The sequence below is a fragment of the Streptomyces sp. NPDC018026 genome (assembly GCF_044327745.1).
GTDB lineage: Bacteria > Actinomycetota > Actinomycetes > Streptomycetales > Streptomycetaceae > Streptomyces > Streptomyces rubrogriseus.
Window position 1 is genome coordinate 258,284 of sequence record NZ_JBIRFY010000011.1, and the last position, 18,358, is coordinate 276,641.

The 18,358-nt window shown below is 72.8% G+C and carries 17 protein-coding genes; 13 read left to right on the forward strand and 4 right to left on the reverse strand.

Annotated features, from left to right (window positions below; all coding sequences use genetic code 11):
* Positions 1–65 precede the first annotated feature (65 nt).
* Entirely contained in the window at positions 66–1,826 is a 1,761-nt protein-coding gene (locus tag ACH4D3_RS30115) for a hypothetical protein (RefSeq protein WP_398328388.1), read from the forward strand.
* Positions 1,827–1,851: 25 nt separating this feature from the next.
* On the opposite strand, the gene ACH4D3_RS30120 is transcribed toward ACH4D3_RS30115, so the two are convergent.
* A complete protein-coding gene (locus ACH4D3_RS30120; protein WP_398328391.1) occupies positions 1,852–2,670 on the reverse strand; it encodes a hypothetical protein in 819 nt (272 codons plus the stop codon).
* Between the two features lie 71 nt (positions 2,671–2,741).
* On the opposite strand from ACH4D3_RS30120, the gene ACH4D3_RS30125 reads away from it, so the two are divergent.
* The 4 genes from ACH4D3_RS30125 to ilvD all read left to right on the forward strand — a co-directional run bounded on the left by ACH4D3_RS30125 (position 2,742) and on the right by ilvD (position 7,266).
* Positions 2,742–3,674: a Ppx/GppA family phosphatase gene (locus ACH4D3_RS30125; RefSeq protein ID WP_398328394.1), complete on the forward strand. Its 933-nt coding sequence runs from the start codon at positions 2,742–2,744 to the stop codon at positions 3,672–3,674.
* A 131-nt stretch (positions 3,675–3,805) separates the two neighbouring features.
* Positions 3,806–4,666 carry a sugar phosphate isomerase/epimerase family protein gene (locus tag ACH4D3_RS30130; protein WP_398328396.1) on the forward strand — a complete coding sequence of 287 codons (861 nt, stop codon included), beginning with the start codon at positions 3,806–3,808 and terminating at the stop codon, positions 4,664–4,666.
* The gene (locus ACH4D3_RS30135) at positions 4,663–5,280 is read left to right on the forward strand and encodes a TetR family transcriptional regulator (RefSeq protein ID WP_398328399.1); all 618 of its coding nucleotides are present in this window, start codon (positions 4,663–4,665) and stop codon (positions 5,278–5,280) included. Before ACH4D3_RS30130 ends, ACH4D3_RS30135 begins: the two co-directional genes overlap by 4 nt.
* 132 nt (positions 5,281–5,412) lie before the next feature.
* A complete protein-coding gene (ilvD, locus tag ACH4D3_RS30140) occupies positions 5,413–7,266 on the forward strand; it encodes a dihydroxy-acid dehydratase (RefSeq protein ID WP_398328402.1) in 1,854 nt (617 codons plus the stop codon).
* A 27-nt stretch (positions 7,267–7,293) separates the two neighbouring features.
* On the opposite strand, the gene ACH4D3_RS30145 is transcribed toward ilvD, so the two are convergent.
* Positions 7,294–9,441 carry a serine/threonine-protein kinase gene (locus tag ACH4D3_RS30145; RefSeq protein ID WP_398328405.1) on the reverse strand — a complete coding sequence of 716 codons (2,148 nt, stop codon included), beginning with the start codon at positions 9,439–9,441 and terminating at the stop codon, positions 7,294–7,296.
* Positions 9,442–9,626: 185 nt separating this feature from the next.
* Between ACH4D3_RS30145 and ACH4D3_RS30150 the strand changes: the two genes are divergently transcribed.
* The 7 genes from ACH4D3_RS30150 (at position 9,627) to proC (ending at position 15,109) form a co-directional block, all read left to right on the forward strand.
* Entirely contained in the window at positions 9,627–9,956 is a 330-nt protein-coding gene (locus ACH4D3_RS30150; RefSeq protein WP_398328408.1) for an SH3 domain-containing protein, read from the forward strand.
* 150 nt (positions 9,957–10,106) lie between these two features.
* On the forward strand, positions 10,107–10,793 hold the full coding sequence (locus ACH4D3_RS30155) for a DUF4232 domain-containing protein (RefSeq protein WP_398328410.1): 687 nt from the start codon (positions 10,107–10,109) through the stop codon (positions 10,791–10,793).
* 41 nt (positions 10,794–10,834) lie between these two features.
* A complete protein-coding gene (locus ACH4D3_RS30160; protein WP_398328413.1) occupies positions 10,835–11,338 on the forward strand; it encodes an EamA/RhaT family transporter in 504 nt (167 codons plus the stop codon).
* 264 nt (positions 11,339–11,602) lie between these two features.
* Positions 11,603–12,448 (forward strand): class I SAM-dependent methyltransferase, encoded by an 846-nt coding sequence (locus tag ACH4D3_RS30165; protein ID WP_398328416.1) that lies wholly within the window; start codon positions 11,603–11,605, stop codon positions 12,446–12,448.
* Positions 12,449–12,515: 67 nt separating this feature from the next.
* On the forward strand, positions 12,516–13,346 hold the full coding sequence (locus ACH4D3_RS30170) for an ABC transporter ATP-binding protein (RefSeq protein WP_398328419.1): 831 nt from the start codon (positions 12,516–12,518) through the stop codon (positions 13,344–13,346).
* Positions 13,343–14,143, forward strand: a complete 801-nt coding sequence (locus tag ACH4D3_RS30175) for an ABC transporter permease (protein ID WP_398328422.1) — start codon at positions 13,343–13,345, stop codon at positions 14,141–14,143. The genes ACH4D3_RS30170 and ACH4D3_RS30175 overlap by 4 nt, the downstream gene beginning before the upstream one ends.
* Positions 14,144–14,296: 153 nt before the next feature.
* The gene (gene proC, locus ACH4D3_RS30180) at positions 14,297–15,109 is read left to right on the forward strand and encodes a pyrroline-5-carboxylate reductase (protein ID WP_385363060.1); all 813 of its coding nucleotides are present in this window, start codon (positions 14,297–14,299) and stop codon (positions 15,107–15,109) included.
* Between the two features lie 27 nt (positions 15,110–15,136).
* Here the strand turns inward: proC and ACH4D3_RS30185 are convergent, their stop codons facing one another.
* Entirely contained in the window at positions 15,137–15,733 is a 597-nt protein-coding gene (locus tag ACH4D3_RS30185) for a cysteine hydrolase family protein (protein ID WP_398328425.1), read from the reverse strand.
* Positions 15,734–15,807: 74 nt separating this feature from the next.
* Between ACH4D3_RS30185 and ACH4D3_RS30190 the strand changes: the two genes are divergently transcribed.
* Positions 15,808–16,815, forward strand: a complete 1,008-nt coding sequence (locus tag ACH4D3_RS30190) for a GlxA family transcriptional regulator (protein WP_398328428.1) — start codon at positions 15,808–15,810, stop codon at positions 16,813–16,815.
* On the opposite strand, the gene trpS is transcribed toward ACH4D3_RS30190, so the two are convergent.
* Complete coding sequence (trpS, locus tag ACH4D3_RS30195; RefSeq protein WP_398328430.1) at positions 16,770–17,780, reverse strand: tryptophan--tRNA ligase; 1,011 nt, start codon at positions 17,778–17,780, stop codon at positions 16,770–16,772. The genes ACH4D3_RS30190 and trpS overlap by 46 nt on opposite strands.
* Positions 17,781–18,358 lie beyond the last annotated feature (578 nt).

Below are 18,358 nucleotides of genomic sequence, written 5' to 3' on the forward strand. Positions count from 1 at the left end.
GTACGGATTAAAAGTGCCCAACGCGCCAGTTCGCGCCACCCATAGCCCCCTACGGTCGCCGAGTGATGAGGAGCAGTCCGGAAACCACGACCCGCACGACCGGCGCACACCGGGCGCACCGGGAAGCGCGTGACCGCACCGCGGCGAGGCCCCTGGCGCAGCCGCCGGCGCAGCGCCCACCCGCGCGTTACGCCGCGTACGACGCGTATCTGGACGGCCTGTTCACGTACTGCCTGTCCGTGCTCTGCGACCACGACGCCGCGACCGCCGCCCTGGCCGACGTCCTCGCCATCGCCGAGCGCCGCGGCCACCGCGGCCCGGGCCCCGCGGCCGACCGCAGGGCGTGGCTGTACGCGCTGGCCCGCTGGGCCTGCCTGCGCAAGCTGGCCGAGGCCAAGCAGAAACGTCCGAGCAGCCACGCGGCAGGCCGCCCCACGCCCACCACCCCCGCACACGACGAGTCCCCCCAGCGACACCGCAGCGAACTCGCCCTCCTCGCCTGGCCGGAGGCCGCCGGCACCACCCCCGAGCAGCGCGAGGCCCTCGAACTCGCCGTGCGCCACCACCTCGCCCCCCACGAGGTCGCCGCCGTCCTCGGCACGGACCTCCCCGCCACCAGGGAACTGCTCGCCTCGGCCGCCTGCGAGGTGGAACGCACCCGAGCCGCCCTGGCCGTCGTGGAGACCGGCACCTGCGCCGGCGTCGCCCGCCTCACCGGCGACAACCGCTACGTCCTCAGCAGCGCCCTGCGCCGCGAGCTGGTCCGGCACGTCGACGACTGCCCGCGCTGCCGCCGGACCGCCGAGCGCGCGATCCCCGGCCGCTGGCCCGGCACCAGCGTCACCCCAGCCGAACTGCCCGTCCTGGAGGCCCCCCGCACCGCGCTGCACGTCGCCCTGGCCCACACCCCCCGCGCACGGAGCGCCGCCCCCCGCTTCGACCGGCGCGGCTTCCCCATGGACCCCAAGGATCGCGCGGCCCGGCGGGACCGTCTGCGCGCGCGTGCCGTCACCACCACCGTCGTCGCCACCGTCGTGGCCGCCCCGGTGCTCGCCCTGTGGGCGGCCTACCGGGGGACCCCCGTGGTCGAGGGCGAGGAGGGCCGCTCGGCCAGCGCCAGCGAGACGCAGGACCCGGACGCCCCGGACGCCCTGGAAGGCGAGTCGGCGGGCGGCGCCTACGGCTACGAGAACGCCGGGAACACGAGCACCACCCCGGGCACCGGCTTCGGCGAGAAGGGCGGGGCCGACGTCTCCGTGGAGGTCGTCGGCGTCTCCGGCACCGGTGGGAAGGGCGCCGGCCACCTGGAGGTGACGGCCGGCCACGACGGCGACACCACGCTGGTCACCCTGACCGCGACCGGCGACGCCCCGGTGCACTGGTCCGCGTCCGTCGGCGCCTCCTGGCTCTACCTGAGCCAGTCCTCGGGGACCCTGCGCCCCGGCGAGTCCGTGACGGTCCGGGTGTACGTCGACCACCTGCGCGAGCCGTCCGGCCGGTGGAGCGCACGGGTGGCCGTCTCACCCGCCGGCGCCGCAGTGGCGATCGACGGCTACGGCACCGCGCCCGCCCCGTCCCGCCCGGGCCCGCGCCCCGGCCAGCCGGACGACACGTCGTCCCCGTCCCACCCGGGCGACGACTCGGGCCCGGACCCGGACCCGTCCACGTCGCAGCCACCCGCCCCCACGCCCACCGACGACCCGTCGCCGACGCCGCCCGACCCGGACCCGACGACGAACGAACCGTCCCCGACCGGCGGCACGGACGGCTCGTCCCCACCACCGAGCAGCAGTGACAGCGGCGCCCCGAGCCCGTCGGACTCGTAGCCCGGCTCGGAAGGGGCGGCCGGTGTCACCGACCGGCGGTGGGGTCCGCCGGATGCGGCGCCAGCAACGGCAGCTGCGAGGCCAGCCGCTCCTCGCACAGCTCGACCAGCCGGTCGTACCCCGCCTTGCCCATCAGCTCGACCAGCTCCGGCCGGTAGGAGACGTACACCGGGTCGCCCGCGCCGTGCGCCGAGGTCGCCGACGTGCACCACCAGTGCAGGTCGTGCCCGCCGGGACCCCACCCCCGCCGGTCGTACTCACCGATCGACACCTGTAGCACGCGCGTGTCGTCGGGCCGGTCGATCCACTCGTACGTCCGCCGGACCGGCAGCTGCCAGCACACGTCCGGCTTGGTCTCCAGCGGCTCCCGGCCCTCCTTGAGCGCCAGGATGTGCAGCGAGCATCCCGCACCGCCCGCGAACCCGGGCCGGTTCTGGAAGATGCATGAGCCCTGGAAGGGCCGGGTCTGCCGGGAACCCTCGTCGTCCTCGGAGGTCCAGCCGTTCCGCGTGCCCTCGGCGTGGTGCTGCCAGATGTCCGGCGTGAGCCGCGCCACATGCCCGGCGACCCGCTTCTCGTCGTCCTCGTCGGAGAAGTGCGCGCCCAGCGAGCAGCACCCGTCGTCCGCGCGGCCCGCCTGGATGCCCTGGCAGCCGCTGCCGAAGATGCAGTTCCAGCGGGAGGTCAGCCATGTCAGATCGCACCGGAAGACCTGCTCGTCGTCCGCCGGATCCGGGAACTCCACCCACGCGCGCGCGAAGTCGAGCCCCTTCTCATCGCCCGCGATGTGCTTCTTGTCCTTCTTGGCCGACTTTTCGTCCTTCGCCTTTTTCGTCTTTGGCACGGCTCCAGGGTAAGACGCCGGACCGGAAGGACGGGACCACGGCGGGCGCCGTCGGCAGTAGCGTTCCGTACATGAGACTCGGTGTCCTCGACGTGGGTTCGAACACGGTGCATCTGCTGGTGGTGGACGCGCACCCCGGCGCCCGCCCGCTGCCCGCCCACTCGCACAAGGTGGAACTGCGCCTCGCCCAGCTCCTCGACGAGGACGGGGCGATCGGCCCCGACGGCGTCGACCAGCTGGCCGCGGTCGTCCGGGAGGCGCTCCAGGCGGCCGAGGACAAGGGCGTCGAGGACCTCCTGCCGTTCGCCACCTCGGCCGTGCGCGAGGCGAGCAACGCCGACGACGTCCTCGCGCGCGTGCACGCCGAGACCGGCGTCGAGCTGAGCGTCCTCACCGGAGCCGAGGAGGCCCGGCTCACCTTCCTCGCCGCCCGCCGCTGGTACGGCTGGTCCGCGGGCAGGCTGCTGGTCCTCGACATCGGCGGCGGCTCCCTGGAGATCGCGTACGGCATGGACGAGGAACCGGACGCCGCCGTGTCGCTGCCGCTCGGCGCCGGCCGGCTCACCGCGGCCCGGCTGCCCGACGACCCGCCCCACCCGGACGACGTCAGGGCGCTGCGCCGCCACGTCCGTACGGAGATCGCCCGGACGGTCGGCGAGTTCAGCCGCCTCGGCGACCCCGACCACGTGGTCGCCACCTCGAAGACCTTCCGGCAGCTGGCCCGCATCACCGGCGCCGCCCGCTCCGCCGAGGGCCTCTACGTCCAGCGCGAGCTGAAGCGTGCCTCGCTGGAGGCCTGGGTGCCCCGCCTGGCCGCCATGACCAGCACCGAGCGCGCCGAGCTCCCCGGCGTCTCCGAGGGCCGGGCGCACCAGCTCCTGGCCGGCGCCCTGGTGGCCGAGGCCGCGATGGACCTCTTCCGCGTGGAGAGCCTGGAGATCTGCCCGTGGGCGCTCCGGGAGGGCGTGATCCTGCGCAGGCTGGATCACATGGGCCAGGGATGAGGCGCGAGCCCCCACCACGCGACCCGCCCCCCGCCGCCCACACCTATGGCACCTATGCCACCTATGGCACTCACCACAACGCCGAACGGGCACCCCGCACCCACCCAACCCCACCCCGTAACCTGACCCCCGTGGCAAAACCAAGCGACGCCGTCCGCATCCAGGACACGAAGGTCGCCCTGTCGACGGCTTCCGTCTACCCGGAGTCGACGGCGACGGCCTTCGAGATCGCCGCCCGCCTCGGTTACGACGGCGTGGAGGTGATGGTCTGGACGGACCCGGTCAGCCAGGACATCGAGGCGCTGCGCAGGCTCAGCGACTACCACCGCATGCCGATACTCGCCGTGCACGCACCGTGTCTGCTCATCACCCAGCGCGTCTGGTCCACCGACCCCTGGGTCAAGCTCCAGCGCGCCCGCGCCGCCGCCGAGAAGCTCGGCGCGTCCACCGTCGTCGTGCACCCCCCGTTCCGCTGGCAGCGCCAGTACGCGCGGGACTTCGTCGACGGCATCTGGCGGATGGCCGACGAGACGGACGTCCGCTTCGCCGTCGAGAACATGTACCCCTGGCGCTACCGCGACCGCGAGATGCAGGCCTACGCCCCGGACTGGGACGTGACGAAGGACGACTACCGGCACTTCACGATCGACCTCAGCCACGCCGCGACCTCCCGCACCGACACCCTCGACATGATCGACCGCATGAGCGACCGCCTCGGTCACGTCCACCTGGCCGACGGCAAGGGCTCCGCCAAGGACGAGCACCTCGTCCCCGGCCGCGGCAACCAGCCCTGCGCCGAGGTGCTGGAGCGCCTCGCGCACACCGGCTTCGACGGCCACGTCGTCATCGAGGTCAACACCAGGCGCGCGATGTCCGGCGCCGAACGCGAGGCCGACCTCGCCGAGGCGCTGGCCTTCACCCGCCTGCACCTGGCGCAGACCGTGTCCCCGGCACCGGGTGCCGCCCACGGGGCACGGACGGACCTCCGGTGAGCGACGCCAACGGGAAGGGGGCCACTCGCCGCCGCGGCCGTCCGCCCCGTGCGGAGTCCGGGGACACCCGCGAGCGCATCCTCATCACGGCCCGCGAGGAGTTCTCCGAGCGTGGCTACGAGAAGACGTCCGTGCGCGGCATCGCCAAGGCCGCGGGCGTGGACCCGGCGCTGGTGCACCACTACTTCGGAACCAAGGAGCAGGTCTTCGAGGCGGCCATCGAGGTCGCCTTCGCACCCGCCCTGAAGGCCCCCGACGCGATCGGCGACGGCCCCCTGGACGGGATCGGGGAGCAGCTCACCCGGTTCATCATGGGGGTGTGGGAGAACCCCACGACCCGCAAGCCGGTGCTGGCCATCGTCCGTTCCGCCGTCAACAACGAAACCGCCGCCGCCGTTTTCCGCCGCCTGATCGCCGCGCAGCTGATGCGGCGCGTGGCGGCCCGGCTGCAGCGGCCGGACGCGGAGCTGCGCGTCGAGCTGGCGGCGGCGCAGCTGGTGGGGTGCGCGATGCTCCGCTACGTGATCAAGGTGGAGCCCTTGGCCTCAGCCGACCCGGAGCAGATCGTCGCCCACCTGGCACCGGTCGTACAGGGCCACCTCACCGGCCCCTGAGGCCGCCCGGAGGCCACCCGACGACGGCGTACGACGAGACTCGCGTCCCGCATTCCGGACACCCCGTCCCGACCCCTGGATGACCGGCGTACGCTCGACGGCAGTCATAACTCTCCGAAGGAGCGAGCGACGATGCCCGAACTGAGGTCCCGCACAGTCACCCACGGCCGCAACATGGCGGGCGCCCGCGCCCTTATGCGTGCCTCCGGTGTACCCGGCGCGGACATCGGGCGGAAGCCGGTCATCGCCGTCGCCAACAGCTTCACGGAGTTCGTGCCGGGCCACACGCACCTGGCCCCCGTCGGCCGCATCGTCAGCGAGGCGGTCACCGCGGCCGGCGGCATCCCGCGCGAGTTCAACACGATCGCCGTGGACGACGGCATCGCGATGGGCCACGGCGGCATGCTCTACTCCCTCCCCTCCCGCGACCTGATCGCGGACAGCGTGGAGTACATGGTCGAGGCGCACTGCGCCGACGCCCTGATCTGCATCTCCAACTGCGACAAGATCACCCCGGGCATGCTCAACGCGGCGCTCCGCCTGAACATCCCGACGGTCTTCGTCTCCGGCGGCCCGATGGAGTCCGGCCGCGCCACCCTGGTCGACGGCACGGTGCGCACCCTCGACCTGGTCGACGCGATGTCGGAGGCGGTCAACGACAAGATCTCCGACGCGGACATCCTCCGCATCGAGGAGAACGCCTGTCCGACCTGCGGCTCCTGTTCCGGCATGTTCACCGCCAACTCGATGAACTGCCTGACCGAGGCCATCGGCCTCTCCCTGCCCGGCAACGGCTCGGTCCTGGCCACCCACACCGCCCGCAGGGCGCTCTACGAGAACGCCGCCCGCACGGTCCTCGACCTGACCCGCCGCTACTACGAGCAGGACGACGACTCGGTCCTGCCCCGCAACATCGCCACCCCCGCCGCCTTCGGCAACGCCATGGCGCTCGACATCGCGATGGGCGGCTCCACCAACACGATCCTGCACCTGCTGGCCGCCGCCCAGGAGGCGGAGGTCTCCTACGGCCTGGCCGAGATGGACGCCCTCTCGCGCAGCGTCCCCTGCCTGGCCAAGGTCGCGCCGAACGTCGCCAAGGACCGCACGTACTACATGGAGGACGTGCACCGCGCGGGCGGCATCCCCGCCCTCCTCGGCGAACTGCACCGCGGCGGCCTGCTCAACGAGGACGTCCACTCCGTCCACAGCCCGTCCCTGGCCGACTGGCTGAAGACCTGGGACGTGCGCGGCGGCTCCCCCTCCAAGGAGGCGGTCGAGCTGTGGCACGCGGCCCCCGGCTGCGTCCGCTCCGCCGAGGCCTTCTCCCAGTCCGAGCGCTGGGACTCCCTGGACGAGGACGCCGAGGGCGGCTGCATCCGCTCCGTCGAGCACGCCTACTCCAAGGACGGCGGCCTCGCGGTCCTGCGGGGCAACCTGGCCGTCGACGGCTGCGTGGTCAAGACGGCCGGGGTCGACGAGTCCATCTGGACCTTCGAGGGCCCGGCCGTCGTCTGCGAGTCGCAGGAGGAGGCCGTCCAGAAGATCCTCACCCAGCAGGTCAAGGAGGGCGACGTCGTCGTCATCCGCTACGAGGGCCCCAAGGGCGGCCCCGGCATGCAGGAGATGCTCTACCCGACCTCGTACCTCAAGGGCCGGGGCCTCGGAAAGGCCTGCGCGCTGGTCACCGACGGCCGCTTCTCCGGCGGCACCTCGGGCCTGTCCATCGGCCACGCCTCCCCGGAGGCGGCGGCCGGCGGCACCATCGCCCTGGTCGAGGACGGCGACCGCATCCGCATCGACATCCCGAACCGCTCCATCGAGCTGCTCGTGGACGACGCCGAGCTGACCCGCCGCGAGCAGGCCCTGAACGGCGTGTACGCCCCGAAGAACCGCGACCGCAAGGTCTCCGCGGCCCTCAAGGCGTACGCCGCGATGGCCACCAGCGCCGACAAGGGCGCGGTCCGCGACATCAGCAAGCTGGGCTGACGCCCACCGGGGACCCGGGGCGGCGGCCTACCAGGCCCCCGGGTCCCGCCCCGCCACCCCGAACACCGTCCCGTCGGGCGCCCCGGCGTACACGTGCCCGCCCGCGAGCAGCGGCGCGGGCAGTGACGCGGGCACCGTGTCGGAGTCGGCGCCGAGCCGGGGCCGGGTCTGCCCGAGGAGCTTGCCCTTGCGGGCGTCGACCCCGAGGAGCCGCCCGTCGGGCGCGGTGACGTACACGTGCCGCCCGTCGGAGACCGGCGCCGAGCCCCGGCTGACGCCCGTCTCCAGCCGCCAGGCCTGCTTCCCCGCCGCCATGTCGACGGCGACCAGCGACCCGCCCGCGCCCATGAGGTACACGGTGTCCTCGCGCACACCCGCCGACGCGGACGCCTGCTCGACCGGGATCGGCAGCGTCACCCGCCGGGTCGCCCCGGTGGCGGGCGTGTAGCGGACCACGGCCTTGACGTCGCCGTAGGCCGCCCCCTCGGCGACGAGGAACACGGAACCGTCCGCCGCCCCCACTGGCGTCAGCGCCCCCGCCAGCTCCGCGTCCCAGCGCACGTCCCCGTCGGCCGGGTCCACCGCGGTGACATGGGTCCGGCGCTCGTCCGCGCTCCGGCTCGCCGCGTACGCCGCCGGATGCCGCTCCCCGGCGAACGAGGTGAAGTACGGCACCGCCTGCCCCGGGATCCGGTGCGTCCACTTCGTCCGCCCCGAGGCGCTGTCCACGCCGGTGACCGTCCCGTCGGCACGGGTGAGCAGCAGCATGTCGCCGACGGTGCGCAGTCCGTCGTACGCGGGCATGTCCTCCTGCCACGCCGGCTCGCCCGTCGCGGGGTCGAGCGCCTCCAGCGGGCCCAGCAGGCCGACCTCGGGCTGTACGAGCCCGCCCGACACGACCGGCGGTTCGCTGCGCACGGTCTCCTCGACGGAGTGCCGCCACAGCGTGCTCCCGTCGGCCGGATCGAGGGCGAAGACCACGCCGGGCCGGGCGCACAGCAGCCGCCGCCCCGCGTACGAGCACTGCGGCATCCCGCCGCCCTTCGCCGCGGGCACCGCCTCCCACGCCCCGAACCCGCCCGGCGCACTCTGCGCGGTGGGCGTGCCCGCGGGCTCGGAACCGCCGAACGCCTGCACGGCGACGAGGCTCCCGATCACGGCGAGACCCACCGCCCCGGCGACGAGCGCCGACCGCTTCCCCAGCCGCCGCACGACCCGCCCGGACCGCCCGGGCGGCTCAGACCGTACGGACGGCTCAGACGGCTCAGACGGCTCAGACGGCCCGGACAGCCCGGACGGCTCGGAGGAAGCCCGCGGTCCCGGTATGAACACCTGTGTGTCGTAGGCCGCCGCGACCGACCGCAGCTCCCGCATCAACTCGTCCGGCGTCGGCCGGTCCTCCGGCTCCTTGGCGAGGCACCGCAGCACCAGCGGCGCCAGCGAGTCCGGCACGCCGGTCAGGTCGGGCTCGTCGTGCACGACCTGGTAGGCGACGACGTAGGGGCTGTCGGAGTCGAAGGGTCCCCGCCCGGTCGCCGCGTGCACCATCAGCGAACCGAGGGTGAAGACGTCGGCCGCGGGCCCCACCTCCCGGGGCCGCCGGAACTGCTCGGGCGCCATGTACGGCGGCGTACCGATCAACTTCCCGGTCTCGGTGCGCAGTTCGCTGTCCTTTGGCCGGGAGATGCCGAAGTCGATGACCTTCGGTCCGTCCTCGGCGAGCAGGACGTTGCTCGGTTTGAGGTCCCGGTGCACGACACCGACGCGGTGGATGTCGCGCAGCGCCTCGGCGAGTCCGGCCATCAGCCGCCGCAGCTGGGGCTCGTCCATCGGCCCGTTCCGCTTCACCTGCTCCGCGAGCGTCGGACCGGGGATGAACAGCGTCGCCATCCAGGGTCGTCCGGCCTCCGGATCGGCGTCCACGACCGGCGCCGTGAAGGCCCCGCTGACCCGCCGGGCCGCCGCCACCTCCTGCCGGAAACGCCCTCTGAACTCGGGGTCCCTGGCATACGTCGCGTGCACGACCTTGACCGCGACGCGCATCCCGGAGGTGCTGCGGGCCAGGTGCACGACGCCCATGCCGCCCGAGCCGAGGCGGGTCTCCAGCCGGTAGTGGCCGGCGTACTCCGGAAGTTCCGCTTCCGCATCCGCTCCGGCATCCCGCTGCGGCGCCATGGAACCACCCCCGTGCTGTTCGTTCGCGCGAGCGATGCTCGGAGCCTAGTCGATGGGACGTACGGGACAGAGGCGGCCTGCCGACCCGCGTGTGCGACTTGCGAACTGGCGTTTCATGGCTTGTTCTTGGGGTATCAACGGTGCCCCGCGAAAGTCGCGGGGTGTTCAACGGGGGGAGTTTCTTCATGTCTGTCGACCAGGTCCAGAACATCGGCGGCGGGGAAGAGGGCGAGAAGACGGGGGACGAGGGAGTCGTCGCGGCGGCGGCCCTGCGCTCCTACCCGGTCGCGCCGGGCTACCGCCTGAACGTGCGCAGCGGCCCGGGCACCAACTACTCCGTGGTGCGGGTCCTGGCCGAGGGCTCCAGCGTCACGATCAACTGCCAGCGCACGGGGCAGTGGGTCTCCGGCCCCTACGGCACCTCGAACATCTGGGACAACATCGGCAGCGGTCAGTACGTCTCCGACGCGTACATCCTCACCGGCAGCGACGGCTGGGTGGCCCCGCGCTGCTGACCTTGTAACAGGGATGTCTTGAGGACGTACTAGGAGGTTGCCGGGGGGAACGGTGTGCCGGACCGAGCGGCTCTTGGTGGTCAGAAGCGCCCGCTCGCACCGATGGGTACGGGCGGACCGGCACGCCAACCGATCCTGAGGTAGACAACGATGCGCGTTCGCAAGCTGACCATCGCCGCCATGGCCCTCGCCGCCGGTCTCTCGCTCACGGCCTGCCAGAACGACGACGACGCCGCGGGCCAGAGCACCGCTCCGCCGGCCGCCTCCACCGAGGCCTCCTCGGGCGGCGGCTCGGGCTCGGCGGGCTCGGACTCCGCGGGTTCGGACTCCGCGGGGGAGTCCCCCAACGGGACCGGCGGCACCGACGGGACGGGCGGCTCCGGCGGCACCGGCGGGGCGGGCGAGGACGGCAAGACGGCCGCCAAGTGCAGCACCGACGAGCTGGAGATCACGGCGATCGACGCCACCGTCGGCGGCGACACCGAGGGGACCGTCGCGGTCGACCTGAAGAACGGCGGCGGCCGCGACTGCTCCATGGCGGGCTACGCGGGCGTCGACCTGAAGACGAACTACGGCACCGTGTCCGCCGAGCGCACGGGCGACCCGGCCCCCAGGATCGTCCTCAAGGACGGGGAGACGGTGACCTTCGGCATCACCTACCCGATCAACGACACGGGCGGCTCCGGCGTCCGCATCACCGGCCTGGTGGTGACCCCGCCCGACGAGACCAAGTCGGTCACCCTCGACTGGCCGGGCGGTGCCTCGCTGCCCGTCACGGACGGCTCCGGCACCTCGGTGCGGGTCGGCCCGCTCGGCAGCGCCGGCCAGGGCGGCTGACCGCGCCGCACGCCCCGGGAGGCGCGGGCCATAATCGACGCGTGAGCGCAGAGAACGGCAAGAACGGCATCCCGGACACCCAGGCGGGCCCCCGCCCCGAACCCCTCCGGTTCTACGGCACGACCTGGGTGAACCACGACGACGGCTACGCCGCCCGCCGGGCGGGCCTCTCCGTGGGCTCCCTCGCCCTGGCGGCCGCCGCCTGCTTGGTGCTCCGCGTCGCCTACCAGGGCCTCCAGATCGCCGACATCGGCAGCTTCGTGTCGCTGCTGATGATCGTGATGTTCGCGATCTGCAGCGCCCTGGCCTTCCGCCACACCTGGTCCGGCTTCACCAGCCGCCCCGACCCCGACCGCCAGGCCTCCATGCGCGGCCTGCTCGCCATCGGCTTCGTCGGCTCCCTCCTCGCCTACTTCTTCCGCACCTTCACCGAGGCGCCGGGCGAGAAGCTGCACCGCGCGGAGTACGACAAGGCCCGCGAGGAGTACGAGAAGCGCACCATCCGCCGCTCGGGCAACCCGATGAAGAAGCGCCGCCGCAAGTAACGGAACCCGCACACCCGGGTCCGGATACGCGCGCCCGGAGGCACGCGGGCGCACGGGCTCGGGGCGGCCGGAAGTGGGAACCGCGGGCACGGAGAGGGCACCCCGGAAGGGGACACCGGGACCCGCGACTCCCTGACCCGGGACTCCCTGACTCGCAACTCCCCGCTTCGGGACTCCGGGGAGCCTTCCCTCCGTCCCGCCCCGCCCTGCCCGCTCCGGCGAACCCCCTGCGCCCGCGCCGGACCGCCCGGCCACCATGGCCGTATGACGACACCACCCACCTCGGACGCCCCGGTCACCCCCACCACGCCCGTGCAGGCCGCCGACCGCGGCGTCCGGGCGCACTCCTTCAACGCGGCGGCGGCCCAGTACGGCGCCAACCGCCCCTCCTACCCGCCCGCCCTCTTCGACGCGCTGGAGGAGCTGACCGGCCGTCCCCTCAAGGACTCCCGCGTCGTGGACGTCGGTGCGGGCACGGGCCTCGCCACCGCCCGCCTGCACGAGCGCGGCGCGGACGTGATCGCCGTCGAACCCGGCGCCGGCATGGCCACCGAGTTCCGCCGGACCCTCCCCGGCGTCCCCGTGGTGCGCGGCAACGGAAACGCCCTCCCCCTAGCCGCCCACTGCGCCGACCTGCTCACCTACGCCCAGTCCTGGCACTGGACCGACCCCCGCCGGGCCGTCCCGGAGGCGCTGCGCGTACTGCGTCCGGGCGGCGCGCTGGCGTTGTGGTGGAACACCGACGCCCTCGACGTGCCGTGGAACGCGGAGTCGGCCCGGCGCATCGACGAGCACTTCGCCGGCCAGAACCTCTCCGCCGAGAAACGGAAGTTCGAGGCCCGCTTCGCCGACCCGACCGGCAGCCTCGACTTCGTCCACCGCGAGATCCGCTGGAGCCGTCGCGTCCCCCTCGACACCCACCTGGCCAACCTCGGCAGCCACTCGGTCTTCCTGACCGACACCGAGGAACGCACCGCGGCCTTCTTCGCCGAGGAGCGCCGCCACCTGCTCGCCGTGTTCCCGGACGGTCTCGTCGAGGAGACGTACGACGTCCATCTCCTCCTCGGCAGCACCCCGACGACGCCCGGTGCCCCCGAGCCGACGGCCTGACGGCCTGACGGCTCTGCGGCCTGCCGGGTGCTTGACGCCGCGGGCGCCCGGGAGGAGTATTCATCACATGATGAATTACTCGACGGAACACTCCTCCCGGCCGCCCGAAGGGCAAGGCGGCGACCCCGCCCCGCCCGCCGTCCACGCCGCAGACCTCACCGTCGTCCGCGGCCCCCGCACCGTCCTGCGAGGCCTCGGCTTCACCGTTCCGCGCGGCCGGATCACCGGTCTCCTCGGCCCCTCCGGCTGCGGCAAGTCGACGCTGATGCGGGCGATCGTCGGCACCCAGGCCAAGGTCACCGGCACCCTGGACGTCCTCGGCCGCCCGGCAGGCCACCCGGCCCTGCGCACCCGCATCGGCTACGTCACCCAGGCCCCGTCCGTCTTCGACGACCTCAGCGTCCGCCAGAACCTGGACTACTTCGCCGAGATCCTCGACCCCGGCCGGGCGGCCTCCGACCGCCGCCGCGAGGACGTCACCCGGGTCATCGCCGACGTCGACCTCACCACCCACGCCGACGCCCTGGCCGGGAACCTCTCCGGCGGCCAGCGCAGCCGGGTCTCCCTCGGCGTGGCTCTCCTGGGCGCCCCCGAACTCCTCGTCCTCGACGAACCGACGGTCGGCCTCGACCCGGTACTCCGCCGCGACCTGTGGACCCTCTTCCACTCCATCGCCGCCGACCGCGGCGCCACCCTCCTCGTCTCCTCCCACGTGATGGACGAGGCCGAGCGCTGCCACCGGCTGCTCCTGATGCGCGAGGGCGAGGTCCTCGCCGACGACACCCCCGACGCCCTGCGCACCCGTACCGGCTCCGAGACGGTGGAGGAAGCCTTCCTCCACCTGGTCGACGAGGCGAAGGCCAAGGCGGCGGCCCGCACGAAGGAGAGCACCCGATGACCACCCCCACGGCCCCCGCGGCCCCCGCACCCGCCCTCACCCCGGCCCCCACCCGTCCCCTGAGCCTCTCCCGTACCACGGCCACGGCGACCCGCGTCCTGCGTCAGCTGAGCCACGACCCCCGCACCATCGCGCTCCTGATGCTGATCCCCTGCGTGATGCTCTTCCTGCTGCGCTACGTCTTCGACGGCAGCCCGCGCACCTTCGACAACATCGGCGCCTCCCTCCTCGGCATCTTCCCGCTGATCACGATGTTCCTGGTCACGTCCATCGCGACGCTGCGCGAGCGCACCTCGGGCACCCTCGAACGCCTCCTCGCCATGCCCCTCGGCAAAGGCGACCTCATCGCGGGATACGCCCTCGCCTTCGGCGCCCTCGCCATCGTCCAGTCGGCCCTCGCCACCGGCCTGGCGGTCTGGTTCCTGGGCCTGGACGTGACGGGGAGCCCCTGGCTGCTCCTCCTGGTCGCCCTGCTCGACGCCCTTCTGGGCACCGCACTCGGCCTCTTCGTCTCGGCCTTCGCGGCCTCGGAATTCCAGGCGGTCCAGTTCATGCCGGCAGTGATCTTCCCCCAGCTCCTCCTCTGCGGCCTCTTCACCCCGCGCGACAACATGCACCCGGCTCTGGAGGCCGTCTCCGACGTCCTGCCCATGTCCTACGCCGTCGACGGCATGAACGAGGTCCTGCGCCACACCGACATGACCGCCACCTTCGTCCGCGACGCCCTGATCGTCGCCGGTTGCGCCCTCCTGGTCCTCGCTCTGGGAGCGGCAACCCTGAAACGCCGAACGGCATAGTCAGAGCGGGGGTCTGGGGAAGGCAGGGGTCTGGGGGCGGCAGCCCCCAGGGACCCATCCCGCATCCCGCGGACTGGACGCGCAACCCCCACCCGCACCCGCAGTGCGAGGATGACCCCGGACCACGCGCACACTCCGGAGGGCACCGCACCCATGACCCAGAAAGTCGCAGTCCTCGGCACCGGCAAGATCGGCGAAGCCCTGCTCAGCGGCATGATCGGAGCCGGCTGGGCGCCCGCCGACCTCCTGGTCACCGCCCGCCGCCGGGAACGGGCCGACGAACTCCGCGCCCGCCACGGAGTCACCCCCGTCACCAACGCCGAGGCCGCCAAGACCGCCGACACGCTGATCCTCACGGTCAAGCCCCAGGACATGGGCACCCTCCTCGACGAACTCGCCCCGCACGTCCCGGCCGACCGCCTGGTCATCAGCGGCGCGGCCGGCATCCCCACCGCCTTCTTCGAGGAACGCCTCGCCCCCGGCACCCCGGTCGTCCGCGTCATGACCAACACCCCGGCCCTCGTCGACGAGGCCATGTCCGTCATCTCGGCCGGCACCCACGCGACCGCGGCCCACCTGACCCACACCGAGGAGATCTTCGGCGCCGTCGGCAAGACCCTCCGCGTCCCCGAGTCCCAGCAGGACGCCTGCACCGCCCTCTCCGGGTCGGGACCGGCGTACTTCTTCTACCTGGTCGAGGCCATGACCGACGCCGGCATCCTCCTCGGCCTGCCCCGCGACAAGGCCCACGACCTGATCGTGCAGTCGGCGATCGGCGCGGCGAAGATGCTCCGCGACAGCGGCGAACACCCGGTCAAGCTCCGCGAGAACGTCACGTCCCCGGCCGGCACCACCATCAACGCCATCCGCGAACTGGAGAACCACGGCGTCCGCGCCGCCCTCATCGCCGCCCTGGAGGCCGCCCGCGACCGCAGCCGCGAGCTGGCCTCCGGCACCAAGGACTGACTGACACCGCGACGGACCGCCGGGTGCTCACCGCACCCGGGGTGAGCACCCGGCCAGGACCTCCTCCGTCGTCACCACCCGGGCGAACCCGCCCCCGTGCAGCGACACCGCCGACGCCCGCGCCAGCTCGTCCGCGCTCTGCCGCCAGCCGAACGGCCCCTCCAGGTCGAAGGTGTACGTCGCGTCCAACGGGACCACCACCTCGTACCCGAGGTTCCCGCCCATCCGCGCCGTCGTCTCGACGCACATGTTCGTCTGGATGCCGACCAGCACGAGCTGCCGGATCCCCGCCGCCCGCAGCCAGTCGCCCAGGTCCGGCGCGCCGAGGAACGCCGAGTTCACGCTCTTCGTGACCAGCAGCTCGGCCCCGCTCCCCTTCCCGCGCCGCCGCTCCACGTACTCCTTGAAGCCGTTGCCCTCGTACCCCTCCCGCAACGGCGACCCGGCCTTCACCGAGTCGTGCCGCACGAAGACGACCGGCCGCCCGGCCGACTGCCACGCGTCGATGAGCGCGGCGATGTTGTCGTCCGCCGCCGGATTGTTGCGCGTACCCCAGAAGTCGACCTCCTCGAAGCCCTTCTGCACGTCCACGACCACCAGTGCTGCGTTCTCAGCGATGTCCATGCCCCGATCGTGCCGCCCGGGCCCGCCACACCCCAGAGGTCTGAATGTCGGCGATCGATGGTTTACTGCCAGCCATGGCAGGAGCAGCAGCAAGTGCGCCGGCGGCGCCCTACCGCGTAGCCCTCGTCGCCTTCCCCGGCATCCGGGCCTTCGACGTTGCCGTCATCACCGAGGTCTGGGACACCGACCGCACCGACCGCGGTGCCCCCGCCTTCGACCTGCGCCGCGTCGCCGCCGACGGCACCACCGCCGTCCCGATGCGCGGCGGCCTCGCCCTCCACCCCGACCGTCCCCTCGACTGGCTGGCGGAAGCCGACCTCGTCGTCGTCCCCGGCCTCGACGACCACCTCACCCCGGCCCCCGCCCCGGTCCTCGCCGCCCTCCGCCGCGCCCACGACCGCGGCACCACCGTCGCCGCCCTGTGCGGAGGCGCCTTCACCCTCGCCCAGGCCGGGCTGCTCGACGGCCGCCGCGCCATCACGCACTGGCGCCTGCTCGACCTCCTGCGGACCCACCACCCCCGGGTCACGGTCGTCCCGGACGCCCTCTTCATCGAGGACGACAACATCTGGACCGCCGCCGGCACGGCAGCCGGCATCGACCTCTGCCTGCACCTGGTACGCCTGGCCCATGGCGCCGAAGCCGCCGCCACCATCGCCCGCTCGATGGTCACCGCACCTTTCCGCACCGGCAACCAGGCCCAGTTCATCGAGCACCCCACCCACCACGCGGACCGCGACGCCGACGCCCTCGCCGGCGTCCGCGAACACGCCCTGCGCCATCTCGACGAGCCCTTTACGGTCGCCGACCTGGCCGCCCGCGCCGGTATGTCCCCGCGTTCCTTCGCCCGCCACTTCGCGGCGGCCACCGGCACCACACCGCTGCGCTGGCTCCTGGACCAGCGCATCGCCGCGGCCCAGAAGCTCCTCGAACGCACCGACCTGCCCATGCCCGAGGTCGCCCGCCGGGCGGGGTTCGGCAGCGAGGTCATGATGCGCCAGCACTTCGCAGCACGCCTCGCCACCAGCCCCCGCGCCTACCGGGCCGCGTTCACCGGGGGCAGCAGCCCGATCGCCCGGTAGGCCGCGTCCACGGTCGGCCGTGCCATGGCCCGGGCCTTCTCGGCCCCGTCCCGGAGCACACCGTCCACGTACCCGGGATCGGCGGACAGTTCCCTGTGCCGCTCCCGCACGGGCCGCAGCATCTCGACGACCGCCTCCGCCGTGTCCTTCTTCAGCGCGCCGTACGAGTCGTACCCGCCGGCCAGCTCCGCAGGCTCCCCACCCGTGCAGGCGGCGAGAATCTCCAGCAGGTTGGCGAGCCCGGCCCGCTCCTCCGGGTCGTACACAACGTCGCGCCCGCTGTCGGTCACGGCCCGCATGACCTTCTTCCGCACCACGTCCGGCTCGTCCAGCAGATAGACGATCCCCGGCCCGGTGTCGTCACTCTTCCCCATCTTCGACCCGGGCTCCTGCAAGTTCATCACCCGCGCCGCCACCGCCGGACTGGTCGCCCGCGGCACCACGAACGTGTGCCCGTAGCGCTGGTTGAACCGCACCGCGAGATCCCGCGCCAGCTCGACATGCTGCGTCTGGTCCTCCCCGACCGGCACCTCGTCCGTCCCGTAGGCCAGGATGTCGGCCGCCATCAGCACGGGATACGTGAGCAGCGACAGCCGCACACTCCCGCCCCGGACCCGTTCCCGCGCGGCCTTCTCCTTGTACTGGATCATCCGCCGCATCTCCCCGTCGGTCGCCACGCACTCCAGTACGTACGACAGCCGGGCGTGCTCGTCCACGTGACTCTGCACGAACACGGTGCACAGCTCGGGATCCAGCCCCGCCGCCAGCAACAGCGACGCCGCCTGCCGGCTGAGTCTGCGCACCCGCGCCGGATCGTGGTCCACGGTCAGCGCGTGCAGGTCGACGACGCAGAACAGCGCGTCGGACCGGTGCTGGTCCACCGCGGCCCACCGCCGCATGGCGCCCAGGTAGTTCCCCAGCGTCAGGTGCCCGGTCGGCTTGACCCCACTGAAGACCCGTGTCATCTCTCCACCTCCTGGTCAGGGCCGCCGCCACCCGCCGGCCGCCCCTCCTGGAGGGAGATACGAGAACGGCCGCCGAAGCGGCGGCCGTCGAGTGCATACGTGTGTACGGCCGCCGTCAGGCGGCCCACCAGAGCTGGGTACACGTACGCGTCATCACGCACCCCACACTACGCCCCGGGAGGCCGTACGACCCGGGATTTGACACGGCCCTCCCACCCTCCTAGTGTTCTCCGAGTTGTCCGACGTGAGCGCCGACCCCGGTCGGTCCCCGGACAGCGATTCCGCAAGTACTCACCACTCTTCGACGAGAGTCGCGTTGTCGGCGTCGTCGTTCTGTCGGTGCGCGTATCAACGGAATGAGGAATCCACGTTCGAAAGAACGCGGCCCCCGATTAGCTCGGGAGCCGGGAGTCCGCTAGAGTCTCACCTCGTTGAAACGGCCCAACGGCCGCGGAGACAACCCCCTCTGACGGGGAATCAGGGCCGAAAGGATCTGATAGAGTCGGAACCGCCGGAAAGGGAAACGCGAAAGCGGGAACCTGGAAAGCACCGAGGAAATCGGATCGGAAAGATCTGAT